Source organism: Maritimibacter sp. HL-12 (assembly GCF_900177545.1).
In the GTDB taxonomy this organism is placed as follows: domain Bacteria; phylum Pseudomonadota; class Alphaproteobacteria; order Rhodobacterales; family Rhodobacteraceae; genus Sinisalibacter.
Window position 1 is genome coordinate 1,010,122 of sequence record NZ_FXBQ01000001.1, and the last position, 12,272, is coordinate 1,022,393.

The following is a 12,272-nucleotide window of genomic DNA, read 5'->3' on the forward strand; positions in this document are numbered from 1 at the left end:
ATGTACGAAGTCCGCTACGTCCTCGACGAGGGCGGCCGCACGCTGGCCGCCCAGCCGATCGAGATCACCGAACCGGAGGTGAGTCTCACCGCGCCCGAGAAGATCCGCGCGGGCGATACCGTAGAGGTGAGTTGGACCGGCACCGTCTCGGAGATCGACTACGTCACCATCGTGCCCACGGGCGCCGAGGAAGGCACCCGCGACACCCATCTCCGCGTGCGGGACAAGACCGAAGGCGAATTGCGCGCGCCGGAGGAGACCGGTCTCTACGAAGTCCGCTACGTGCTCGACGAAGGCGGGCGGACCCTTGCGCGACAGACCATCGAGGTGTTGGCGGCGGATGCACCGTTGCAGGACGGTGCGTCGCTCGAAGCCCCCGATGCCGCCGCGGCGGGGGCGACGATCGAGGTGGGCTGGAGCGCGGCGAACCGCAGTGACGACCAGCGCATCACCATCGCCCGTGCGGACCAGGCGATCTTCACATGGCTGACGGCCGTGAAGATCGAAAGCGATGCGCCGGTGAGCCTGTCGCTACCGGACGAGCCGGGCACCTACGAGTTGCGTTTCCTCGATATCCCGGCACAGAAGGTGCTCGCGCGCAGGATCATCGAAGTGCAGTAGCGCTGCCAGACGGGCCGGAGCCCCTTCGCGCGGGCTCCGGCTCATCACTGCCAGTTCTGGAACGCGGCTTGTCCAGCTACATGAGAAGCTGCGTGAGACTGTCCACCTGGTCGTCGTTTCGGCCTTTCGGGAACAACATGAGCGCGCGCCTGACCTCGGCCAACCAAGGAGCTTCGCCAGGAAAGGCGATGCGGCCGCTCTCGATCATCGGCGTCGCGGTCACGTCAGGACAGGCAAGTTCGCGGATGCGCGGCTCGACAGCAGTTCAGCGTGGGTAGCGCGGATGACGATATTTTCCTCATGTACCATGATCCGGCCAGGCGCTATCTCGACGCCCGGCTCGATGGCAAGCACCATGTCCTCGCGCAATAACGTGTGATCCAATGGCGTCAGCGAGGGCCATTCGGTCAGCGTCAGGCCAAGCCCGTGACCCAAACGCCCGGCGCAGGGTGTGGCGCCCTCCGCCACCAACGCCCCGGAGATGATGCGGTGCAGTTCGGCCGCGCTCATGCCAGGACGGACGGCGGCGATGGCGGTTTCGGTCGCCGCAAAAAGCGCAGCATGGGCACGGCGGGCGGCGTCTTCGGCATGACCAACGGCGAAATTACGGTTGAAGTCGCAAAAGTAACCATCGCGCACCGCACCCGTATCCAGCATCAACACATCGTTCGGCTGCAACGGACGTGCATCCGCGGGCGAGATCACGTCGCCATAGCCACCCCGGGCGGCACCGCCGGCGACATAGCTAACCCAATCAGCGCCTTCTTGAAGAAGCGCAATCTGGAAGTCGCGGAATACCTCATCGAGCGGGCGGCCTGCGCCTGCGAACTCTGGCACGCGCGCGAAGGCAGCATCCGCAACACGGCAGGCGTTTCGGATTTTGCGTATCTCTGCCTCGGATTTGACTTCGCGCACGCGATGCATGACGGCGGTGGCATCCACGATCGCGCGCGGCGCGACCATGTTCAGCACCGATCCGTAATCGGCAAGCGGCATGCGCAGGTGCGTTTCCGCCCCCATTGGCAGACCAATTTTCCCATGCTCCGGCACCACTTCACGAAGCGTGGCGGCCAGCAGGCTAACGCCATCATCTGCGGGATGCGGCGCGTCCCAGGTTCGGATGTCGGTGACCCAAGTGCGGCGCATAAGATCGGCGCCGATCGAAGGGATCACGGCGATCGGATCGCCGTCAGCCGGAACGATGACAAACCACGGCCGCGCCGGGCTTTCCCAGAACCGCGTCAGAAATCCGGTCACGTAGAACACGTCGGCCGGTGTGGTCAGCAGCAGCGCATCCAATCCCGCCAGTGTCATCCGATGTTGCAGAGCCGCGACCCGCCCCTGGTATTCGGCGGGCGGAAAACCCCGATCGCACTCAGTCATCCTTTCCATTGCGGCTCTTCATTGCTCATCTGAACGATCCGCCGTTGCTGGACGGCCGCCGGCCGGTCCTTCTGTCGCGATGATCAAGCACCGTGAGTCGCTGTCCAGATCGGCCGCCGCAAGTGCGGCAAGCGGCGCGGCCCCGCTGGGGGTCGTGTCGATACCGTGCCGGGCGTACAGCGCGACAGCATCTTTGGCCTGGTCGTCGGTGACGGTGGTGAACGCATCCGCATCCTGCCACAGAGCATCAAAGGCGATCAGCGAGGCATCCTTGCAATCAAGCCGGCCCATTGCAGACGCAACTCCCTCGGCACGTGTCAACCGGCCTGCACGGACGCTTTGCATGAGGCACGCCGCGCTATCGGGTTCGACCACCACGATCACGGGCTGCACTGCCCAGTTATCGCGGATATGCCCGGCAAGCGAGGCTGCCAGACCGCCGACACCGGCCTGGATAAAAACATGACTGGGCCATGTGTCGCGGTCGGAAAAGGTCCGGCGGCATTCTTCCGCAAGCACACTGTAACCCTCCATCACCAGCGCGGGCCTGTCGACGTATCCGGGCCACGACCCATCCGCCAACAAGATCCAGTCATTTGCTGCAGCCGCCGCACTCGCGTAGGCAACCGCATCTTCGTAGGAGCCCGCAACCCGTCGCACCTTAGCCCCCAGCGCTCGGATTCGCGCAGCAAAACCTTCGGGAACCGCACCATCGAGAACAACCACGCTGTGCGCACCAAAAATCCGAGCGCCAGCCGCAACGGACAGGCCGTGGTTGCCTGCGCTCGCTGTAATGAAGGTCATCTGCGCTGCGCACGCCCGCGCCGTTGCTGCGGCAAAATCGTCAACACCCGCGGCGTCCCGTATCATCTGCGCAACCGCAAAAACGCCACCCAGAGCCTTGAAACTGCCAAGCCGCATCCGTTGCGTCTCGTCCTTGATCCAGACGGCACCCAGGCCAAGATGCGCGGCAAGCTCCGGCATCCTGTCCAACGGGGACGGTTGATATACAGGGCATTGGGCAAGCATCGACAAAGGGCGCGCTGCATCAGTTCTGAATGCGCGTTGCGACTGCGATTCAATCGGTCTTGGGTTGGTGATCATCATGGAGCGATCATATATCCCAATATTCGGGAACGTTGCGCATGGGCGAGCGTTGTCGTGACATTTTCAAGTCAAACTAGGACCGCGGGCGATGTGTGGCTATCACGCAGAGCTGAAAAAATATGCTTGTGGCGCTACGGTGCCGAACCCGCATGGGCGCCCTTGCATTGCTGGTGCCAATTGGTGATTGCCCCGGTGCCGCGAAAGTTCAACGAAGGATCAAAGATGATCGCTGCGCAACACATGCCGGACGGCCTTCTGGCCCGGATGAAAACGTGGCGTCACCATTTGCACCAGCGCCCTGAACTTGGCAATCAGGAGTATGAGACCGCCGATTTCGTCGCCCAGGTATTGAGCGAGGCCGGGCTCGATGTGCATCGCGGCATCGGCGGAAACGGCGTCGTCGGCGTGTTGCGCCGGGGCAGCGGGTCCAAGGCGATCGGCTTTCGCGCTGAACTCGATGGCCTGCCGATTGCCGAGGATGTCACGCACGGGCATCGCTCGCTTCATCGCGGCCGGATGCACGCGTGCGGGCACGATGGTCACATGGCCATGCTGCTCGGCGGCGCGCACCTTCTTGCGGTTCAGGACGGCTTTGAGGGAACTGCGGTTTTTGTCTTCCAGCCCGACGAGGAGCAGGGCACAGGGGCGCGGGCCATGATTGCGGACGACCTGTTCGGGCGTTTTCCGGTCGATGCCATTTTCGCGATTCACAACTTGCCGGGGCTCGCGGCGGGGCATTTCGCCGTGCGACAGGGCCCGATAATGGCGAGTGAGGACAATTTCAGCCTGCGGGTGATTGGCAAAGGCACTCATGCCGCCATGCCTCAAAGCGGGATCGACGCAATCACAACGGCGGCTGAAATCGTCACGGCATTGCAGACGATCGTTTCGCGCAGCCTCGACCCGCTGACCCCAGCGGTCGTTTCGGTAACCGATTTCGTCACCGACGGCGGTCGCAACATACTGCCGGAGCAGGTTACGCTCACCGGTGATGTACGTAGCTACCGGCCAGAAGTGAGCCGTATAATCGAAACATCCATGCGCCGGATTTCTGAAAGCATATGCGCCGCGCATGGCGCAACTTGCATCATGGAGTATAGCCGGGAATTCAGTGCCACCTGCAATACGCGCGCGGAAGCGATATTTGTGCAAAAGGTGGCGGAATCGGTCGTCGGCGCCGGGCTTGTCGATGGAGATTGTTCGCCGCTCATGGCGTCGGATGATTTCGGTTTGTTTCTCGAGAGGCGACCCGGTGCCTATTGTTTTCTTGGCAATGGCGACAGCGCGCCGCTCCACAACCCCTCTTATGCCTTCAACGACGGAATTCTGGAGACCGGAGCGCTGTTTTGGGCAAACTTGGCGAAGGCGCATCTCCAATGAGAGCGAGAGGCGGCAAAGCGTCAGAGTAATGGAACATCAAGGCTGATCTTGGTGCGCCCCATCACGACTGATGTCCGAAACCTCTTGACGTTCGAATCCTCGAAGAACAGCCGGTGGGTCAATTTTTCATAATCGTCCATGTCTTTTGCCAAGACGATCAATGCGAAGTCTGCGTCGCCCGTGATGTAGTAACATTGCTGCACCTGTGGCTCAGCCTTCACCTTGCGGCGAAACGCATCAATCTGATCAATTCTTTCCCGCTCGAGTTCAACCAGGATCACGACGGTCATTGTATAGCCGACGGCCTTGGGCTCCACCAACGTTACCTCGCCGGATATTATTCCCGCATCCCGAAATGCGCGAATTCGCCGTTGCACGGTCGCCACGGACAAATCGGATTCATGAGCCATCGTTTCGAGACGCTCGCGCGCATTGGCCTGCAACATGCGCAGGATTATCAGATCAGAATCGTCTATATTTCTCACAACGCGTTCGCCTCTCTTTGCCCTGAATTCTGATGTGGCCACATCAAGTTCAAGCCAGTATTCGATGAGATCGTCACTAATACTTTGATATCATGAACAAGTTAAATCCAACAAGCTTGCTGCACATTCCGCCGAAAACCGGCATCACGATGCCGGACACGGGCAACCTGCATCCTCGCCGAACGTTTTGCGCCGCTGACCGTCCTGCGCGCCGCACTGTGTGTCGCGCTCGCATCGGATGAGTGATGGTCCACAACGGACTGAACCTCCACTCCACGAACCTCATTCGATGATCGGTGGCAAAAAAGCTTCTATTGGGCCGCTCTCTTCGTGCCTTTCGATGGCAACGAGGCAGGAATGCGCTGTCGGACCCTGCGCCAATTCGGACGTTCCGCGGTCGCGGGTGACGGTGTTGGGATTGCCGTGACGGCAAAGCAAGGTACCATCATCCTGCCGCACCGCGTCAAGCCACGCGCCGGTGCTCATCTGAACAACGCCTTGAAGCAGATCGTTGTCCCGTTTCGCCGTGGCAAGGCAGGCACCGCGCGCGTTGTATACGCGAACCGTATCTCCTTCGGCTATGCCCAGAACTTTGGCGTCGGACGGATGCATGCGAATAGGCGAACGTCCATTGCGCTTTTCCGATTTGCTGACCGGACCATGGTCAAGCTGCGAATGCAATTTGTCGGGGGGCTGGCTGGAAATCAGGTGAAAAGGAAAGCTGTCACCGGCATTGCCCAGCCACTCTTCAGGCTCGTGCCAAGCGGGATGTGGCAATACCGATGCGCTCTTGAAGGACGCAATGGCGCTTGAGACAATTTCTATCCTGCCGCTGGGCGTGTTCAGCGGGGCGCCATCGGGATCATTCCGAAACGCGCTGAAAGCGTCCGCCGATCCGGCTGGAGGTGGGGTCTCATACCAGCCCATTTCGCAAAATGACGGATAGTCCGGCAGATCAATACCCGCCTTGCATGCGCGGTGTCGGCTCTCCTGGTAGAGCCATTCCAGCCATTCGTCCGTTGAGCGGCCTTCCGTGAACTGGTGCTCCACGCCCATCCTGCGGCCGATCGCGCGAAAGATGTCGTGATCGCTGCGGGCCGCGCCGATTGGCGGGACAACGGTTTTCATCCTGACGATGAATCGGTCGCGCGGTGTCAACATGATGTCGTCGCGTTCAAGCGGGGTCGTGCAGGGCAGCACGATGTCGGCCCGCTTGGCAAGTGTATTCCAGCACCAGTCGTGAACGATGACGGTTTCCGGTTTTTGCCAGGCGGCACACAGGCGTGTCAGATCCTGATGATGGTGAAAGGGATTGCCCCCGGCCCAGTAAACCAGCCGGATATCGGGATATGTCAGGCTCTGCCCATTGAACTGGAACTCTGCCCCCGGGTTGAGCAACATGTCAGCGATCCGGGCGACCGGAATGAAGTCTTTGACCGGGTTCTCAAGCTGGGGCAACGCCGCGTAGCTGACGGGGCGTCGTTCATTACCAATGGAGTTGGCCGCACAATAGCCGAAAGCGACCCCGCCGCCCGGCAATCCGATCTGTCCCAGCATCGCCGCAAGCGTGGTGGCCATCCAGAACGGCTGTTCTCCGTGCTCCTGGCGTGTCAGTGCCCAGCTTACCGAGATAACCGTGCGCGACCGAGCCATTCGCATGGCGAGTTCCTCGAGTGTCCCCGCCGGGAGATCGGCAATCCCTGCCGCCCATTCCGCCGTTTTCGCAATACCGTCGGCCTTGCCTGTCAGGTAGTCGGCGAACTTGTCGAAGCCGGTCGTGTAGCGATCGAGAAATGCGGCATCGTGCCAGTCGTTGCGAACAAGTTCGTGAGCCAGACCAAGCATGATGGCCACGTCGGTTCCTGGCCGCGCCGGAAGCCACTGTGCCATGAGGTCGTCGGCTACATCGCTGCGGATTGGCGAGATGTTCACGAAACTGACCCCCGCACGCTTCGCCTGCTCAAGCGCCTCGCGCGCGCGATGTCGGCCGGTGCCGCCCGAGCTGATCTGGGCGTTCCTGAGCGGCATGCCGCCAAAAGCCACCAGCAAGTCGGTGTGTTCAACGACTGACTGCCAGGGCGTAGGTGCATGAATGAACCGAGCGTCGCCGCCGAGAACGTGGGACAGGATCACCTCTCCTGCGGCGAGCGAATAGGAATTGACCGAGCGGGTGTAGCCGCCAACACAATTCAGGAACCGGTGCAACTGGCTTTGCGCATGGTGGAAACGGCCGGCGGACGACCATCCGTAAGAGCCACCGAAGATTGCCTGGTTTCCGAAGTCGGCGCAAACGCGGCGCAACTCATCGGCAACAAGCTGTTCCGCTGTCTCCCAGCTTACCCTGACGAAAGCATCGTCGCCGTTGCGATCGGACGCCGCGCCCGGCCCGTTTTCGAGCCAAGCCTTGCGAACCATCGGTGCCTTGATGCGCAACGGATCATCAAGCACACCCAAGTATCCCTGACCAATGGGCGAAGGATCGGGATCGTGTTCGAAGGGGTGCAGCGCCTTTAACCTGCCATCTTCAACCTCGGCGCGATAAACCCCCCAGTGCGCTGCCGTCAAAGGGAAAATCGGGCGATCTGTCATCCCTCAGACTCCCGATTGAAAGCTTCGATCATGCCGTCCCACACAGGCCCCAAATCGAGCAGACCATCCCAGAATGCCTGTTCTCGGCGGCGGTCGAAATCCGCAAGGGTGATGCCTTGCTGTTCGACCCAGGTATAATACCCCAGGTTGAACACACGCTCCCGATCGCGGCGGTTCATTTCAATCATGTTGTCAGTGGCGGCGCCGAGGATTGCGCGGCCAAAGATCTCGGCGGCGCGCGCCGTATCTAAACCGTCAACATGGTATTCCCGCTCAGCGATGCCCAGTTCGGTTCGGTAGAGGTCCGCACCGTCTGTTGCCACGGTCATCACGACGTCATCTGGACCCAGATCCATGTACTTTGCGTATTTGATTGCCCCGATGACGTTGGCCAGAGACGAAAGGCCGAGATCTCCCAGATCAGAGATAGAATGCTGGCCGATTCCGCGGCAATTCGAAAGGAACTTTCGCCCGGCGGCGGTGTTGAAAACCAGGTTCAACCCATCGCTGGCGCGGTCAGAGACGCCAATCACGAAATCGGCGTTCATGACATTATGAATAAGCGGCACATGCTTGTCGCCTATGCCCTGAATGTTGTGCTCGCCATATCCATTATACAGCAATGTCGGGCATTCAAGCGCCTCGATAACCCCGATCTGAGTGCCCAGGGACGCCTTCAGGTGATCACCGGCGGCAATGGTGCCTGCCGATCCCGTCGCCGCGATGAAAGCCCGGGCTTTGAGATTTTTCGACTGATCGAGATGGCGGAAAATCCGCTCCATCGCAGGTCCGGTAACCGAGCGGTGGATGATATAGTTTCCGTATTCGGCAAACTGATTCAGAATAAGGTTCTCGGAGCTTCGCGCGAGATCGTGGCAAGCGTCATAGATTTCCTTGACGTTGCTTTCGGTTCCCGGCGTGCGATAGATGTCGTTCGGGTCGGCAAGCCATGAGTTCAGCCAATCGAACCGCTCCTGACTCATCCCCTCGGGCAGCACCGCGACCGAGCGACAGCCCAGAAGGTTGGCTATTGCCACGCCGCCGCGGCAGTAATTGCCGGTGGAGGGCCAGACGGCCCGGTGTCGGGGCGCGTCGAACACGCCCGATATCAGTCGTGGGATGAGGCAGCCATACGCGGCGAGGACCTTGTGGCAGTTGATCATCGGAAAGCGGTTGCCAAGAGCGATCACGATCCTGGCCTTCACGCCGGTCAGGTCTTCGCCCAGGACGAGGTGCTCGGGCACGGCACTCAGGGTTTTCCGGTCGCGGCTGTTGTGCCAGTGCACGCGAAACAGGTTGCGTGGGTCGGCGACATCGGGGTCCACGTCGGCCACCATATGCATCTTGCTTGAAAGTTGTCCGACAGGATCGGCCAGTTCCGATATCTTTGGCAGAACGACCCCGAGTTCGTGCAGGTGCGCGACATTGCGCCTATAGGCGTCGTGATCGACAATCGTGTTCTCGAGCCCCGGGGTCATGGCGCCGGCCTTTCTATCTTGTTCTGGCACGTGGCTGTAAGTCAGCGCGACATGGGTGGGATCAGTTCGCGTCCAGAACGGCGTGCAGGAACTGCTTGGTGCGTTCGTTTTGCGGGTCATCGAACAATTGGTCCGGGGTCCCCTGTTCGGCGATTTTCCCCTCGTAGAAGAAACAGACCCGATCCGAGATTTCCCTGGCAAATCCCATCTGGTGGGTCACCATGATCATCGTCAGGCTGTGTTCGCTGTTGAGCGAACGGATGACGTTCAGAACCTCGCCGATGACCTCCGGATCAAGTGCCGAGGTCACTTCGTCCAGCAGCATGACCTTGGGCCGCATCGCCAACGCCCGGGCAATCGCGACGCGTTGTTGCTGACCGCCTGACAGGCGCGACGGATGATGATCCTTCTTTTCTTCCATCCCGACCAGTTTCAGCAGATCAAGCGCCCGATCCTCGGCTTGATCGCGGCTGAGCCCAAGCACCTTCATCGGCGCTTCGACACAATTTTGAAGCGCAGTCATGTGCGGAAACAGATTGAACTGCTGGAACACCATGCCGATCTTGGAGCGCCTGTCGCGAAGGTATTTCTCGCTGGCAAACTCGAGGCCCGTCCCTTTGGGCATATGCGTAAGCGGTTCGCCGTCCACGTAGATGACCCCGTCATTGATCGTCTCCAGTGTCATCAAAACGCGCAGAACAGTGGTCTTGCCAGACCCCGAGGGACCGATGATCGACACCATCTCGTTCTGCTCGATATCGAGGTTCAGCCGGTCCAGTACCGTGAGGTCACCGTAGCTTTTCGTGACATCGGCAAATCGCACGAGCGGCCCACCCTGGGCGATCTTCTGGGGGTGTATTGTATCCATTGAATTCTACCGCCTTAAAGGTGCGTATTGCCCTGCGCCCGGGAGACGGCAGCCTCGAGCCGCCTCAGCCCCATGGCCGTAGGAAGTGAAATGATCAGGAAGATGAACCCAACCATCGTATAGGGCTCAAGATAGCGATAGGTTTCCGCTCCAAGAGCGTTGGCCGTATGCATCAATTCCGCAACGCCGATCGTGGCGAGCAACGGCGTTTCCTTGAATATGCCCACCAGGTAATTGCCCATACCCGGCAGGGCGATCGGAAAAGCCTGCGGAAGCACGACACGACGATAAGTATAGGCCGTCGAGAAATTCAGCGCGCGGCAGGCCTCCCATTGCCCCTTTGGCACACCTTCCAGCGCGCCACGGTAAACTTCGGACAAGTACGTTCCAAAGTGCAGGCCGATGGTCAGCATTGCCGAGTTCCAGGCCGACAGCTTGATCCCGAACTGCGGCGCGACAAAAAAAACGAAAAACAACTGCACGAGAAGCGGGGTTGAGCGAATGAATTCCACCGCCTCGCGCACCAGCACGTTGATGATTCTGGAGGGTGTGCGTTGCCCCAGCATCAGGACGAGTCCGACCACCACCGCGATCAAATACCCGACGCCGGCGGCAAGAAGGGTATTGCCGGTGGCCCATAGCATCCGTGGAAGTATTTCAAACGTGAAGTCCCAACGCCATTCCATCATTCCGACCTCATGCCTTGCCGACCTTGCGGGCGGCAAGTACCTCGAGCCACCGCAGGAACGGGATCAGTGCAATGCGCGCCATGACGTAATAAATCAGCAATGCGGTTCCAAATGTCTGAGCAGAAAGCCACGTGGTGGCGTTGATCTGCTTAGCGACGAACATCAGGTCGACCGCCGAAATCAAAGCAACGAGCGCCGTTGCCTTGAGTAATTCAACGGTCAGATTTGCCACCGGTGGCAGGACGATCGGGAAGGTCTGCGGAATTATGATGCTCCGCATCTGCTGTGACACGGACAGGTTCAGGGCCCTTGCAGCCTCCCACTGGCCGCGCGGCACTGACTGGATTCCGCCGCGAACGATCTCGGCTCCGTACGCCCCGAAATTCAAACCCAGCGCAAGAACCCCCGAGACGAATGGCGTCAGCGTCAGGCCCATCAGCGGCAGAACGTAATAGATCCAGTAAAGCTGCACCAACAGCGACGTTCCGCGAAAAAACTCGATATAGACGGTGGCCGGTCCTTGGAAGGCCCAGTTGCGCGACAGCCGCATCAGGCCGAAGAGTATCGAGATTGCAGCGGCCAGGAGAGTCGCGCAGATCATGACCCCGATGGTCATGAGCGCGCCGCTGGCAAGTTTTGGAAGATATTCCGCCAGGAATTCCCAGTAGCTCACGGTGGTGCTCCCGATAGGAGTGCCAGGCGACGGGGCCGCCTGACACAATTCCTAAGTGATCAGCGGTTGGCGCAGGCAAAAGCGGTCGATGCATTCGGACCCGGCAACTGGAATTCGGTGTATCCATAAGGGGCCACTGCAGCCATCCACTTCTCGCTGCCGATAACTTTGGCCATGGCCTCGTTGAAGGCCGCCAGAAAATCCGTGTCGGACTTGCGGAAGCCGACACCGACCCAGTTCTGAGTCCAATCCGGCATGTCGGCCGGATCGGTCACGTCAAACCGGCCGTCTGACTTGTCGACATGTTCTTTTGCGCCAAAGAAGGTCTGGACGGCCACATCCGCGCGACCTGCATTCATCGCTGCAAGGATTTCGACCTCACCGGCAACCAGCATCATCTGGCTTTCCGGAACGCCCTCTTTTTTTGCCGCCTCGACGGTGTTGAAGCCGGCGCCGGTCACCAGCGTCGCGCCGGTCTCAATAACGTCCTGGTAGTTGTGGATGTCCATGGGGTTTCCGGCCGGCACCAGCATCGCGTCGCCAAAGATGCCGATCGGATCCGAGAAGTTCATGTTTTCGCAACGACTCTTCAGGATGTACATGCCGCCGGTGACGATGTCGTAGCGATTGGCCTGAAGCCCTGGAATAAGACCGGCCCATTCGTTCACGGAGGTCTCGTAGTTGGTGATCCCCATTTCTTCGAGCACAACCAGCGTCAACGCATTTACAAATCCCAGGGGCTCAGCGTTGTCACCGGGATAGGCCCAAGGGATGGCCGTGGCGAAACCCAGCCGGATCGGCTCTCCGGAGTTGATACGGTCAGTCAGTTCGTCAGCGGATGCAGCCACCGAAGCGGACAACAGGATCGCCCCCCCGACAACCGACGCAACGGCTGATTTCAGAATGATATTCATGAATGATCCTCTCTGTTTTTTGCGAAAGCCTTTTGGCCCATCGCTCGGTCTGGTCGCTTCTGCGAGCGAACTCCACTTTCACTAT

General features: G+C 60.0%; 11 protein-coding genes. 2 read left to right on the forward strand and 9 right to left on the reverse strand.

From position 1 onward, the window contains the following. A partial coding sequence (locus tag B9Y97_RS18085) for a hypothetical protein (RefSeq protein ID WP_217809440.1) occupies positions 1 to 621 on the forward strand: 621 nt, incomplete at its 5' end. Positions 622 to 840: 219 nt separating this feature from the next. Here B9Y97_RS18085 and B9Y97_RS05125 read toward each other — a convergent pair. Continuing rightward, on the reverse strand, positions 841 to 2,013 hold the full coding sequence (locus tag B9Y97_RS05125) for a M24 family metallopeptidase (RefSeq protein WP_254900855.1): 1,173 nt from the start codon (positions 2,011 to 2,013) through the stop codon (positions 841 to 843). A gap of 9 nt (positions 2,014 to 2,022) precedes the next feature. Then, the gene (locus B9Y97_RS05130) at positions 2,023 to 3,111 is read right to left on the reverse strand and encodes a diaminopropionate ammonia-lyase (RefSeq protein WP_085525737.1); all 1,089 of its coding nucleotides are present in this window, start codon (positions 3,109 to 3,111) and stop codon (positions 2,023 to 2,025) included. 222 nt (positions 3,112 to 3,333) lie between these two features. Here B9Y97_RS05130 and B9Y97_RS05135 point away from each other — a divergent pair, with 222 nt between their 5' ends. Further along, positions 3,334 to 4,491 (forward strand): amidohydrolase, encoded by a 1,158-nt coding sequence (locus B9Y97_RS05135; protein ID WP_085528112.1) that lies wholly within the window; start codon positions 3,334 to 3,336, stop codon positions 4,489 to 4,491. A 20-nt stretch (positions 4,492 to 4,511) separates the two neighbouring features. Here the strand turns inward: B9Y97_RS05135 and B9Y97_RS05140 are convergent, their stop codons facing one another. From B9Y97_RS05140 to B9Y97_RS05170, 7 genes are all read right to left on the reverse strand, one after another. Next, positions 4,512 to 4,976 carry an Lrp/AsnC family transcriptional regulator gene (locus tag B9Y97_RS05140; RefSeq protein ID WP_139828231.1) on the reverse strand — a complete coding sequence of 155 codons (465 nt, stop codon included), beginning with the start codon at positions 4,974 to 4,976 and terminating at the stop codon, positions 4,512 to 4,514. A gap of 282 nt (positions 4,977 to 5,258) precedes the next feature. Next, positions 5,259 to 7,565 carry a molybdopterin guanine dinucleotide-containing S/N-oxide reductase gene (locus B9Y97_RS05145; RefSeq protein ID WP_085525738.1) on the reverse strand — a complete coding sequence of 769 codons (2,307 nt, stop codon included), beginning with the start codon at positions 7,563 to 7,565 and terminating at the stop codon, positions 5,259 to 5,261. Then, on the reverse strand, positions 7,562 to 9,163 hold the full coding sequence (locus tag B9Y97_RS05150; RefSeq protein ID WP_254900856.1) for a pyridoxal-phosphate dependent enzyme: 1,602 nt from the start codon (positions 9,161 to 9,163) through the stop codon (positions 7,562 to 7,564). Before B9Y97_RS05150 ends, B9Y97_RS05145 begins: the two co-directional genes overlap by 4 nt. After that, a complete protein-coding gene (gene ehuA / locus B9Y97_RS05155; protein WP_085525740.1) occupies positions 9,105 to 9,911 on the reverse strand; it encodes an ectoine/hydroxyectoine ABC transporter ATP-binding protein EhuA in 807 nt (268 codons plus the stop codon). Before ehuA ends, B9Y97_RS05150 begins: the two co-directional genes overlap by 59 nt. 14 nt (positions 9,912 to 9,925) lie before the next feature. Continuing rightward, a complete protein-coding gene (ehuD, locus tag B9Y97_RS05160) occupies positions 9,926 to 10,600 on the reverse strand; it encodes an ectoine/hydroxyectoine ABC transporter permease subunit EhuD (RefSeq protein WP_085525741.1) in 675 nt (224 codons plus the stop codon). A gap of 7 nt (positions 10,601 to 10,607) precedes the next feature. Further along, positions 10,608 to 11,273, reverse strand: coding sequence for an ectoine/hydroxyectoine ABC transporter permease subunit EhuC (gene ehuC / locus B9Y97_RS05165; RefSeq protein WP_085525742.1), 666 nt, complete (start codon positions 11,271 to 11,273; stop codon positions 10,608 to 10,610). Positions 11,274 to 11,332: 59 nt separating this feature from the next. After that, positions 11,333 to 12,187, reverse strand: coding sequence for a transporter substrate-binding domain-containing protein (locus B9Y97_RS05170; RefSeq protein ID WP_085525743.1), 855 nt, complete (start codon positions 12,185 to 12,187; stop codon positions 11,333 to 11,335). Positions 12,188 to 12,272 lie beyond the last annotated feature (85 nt).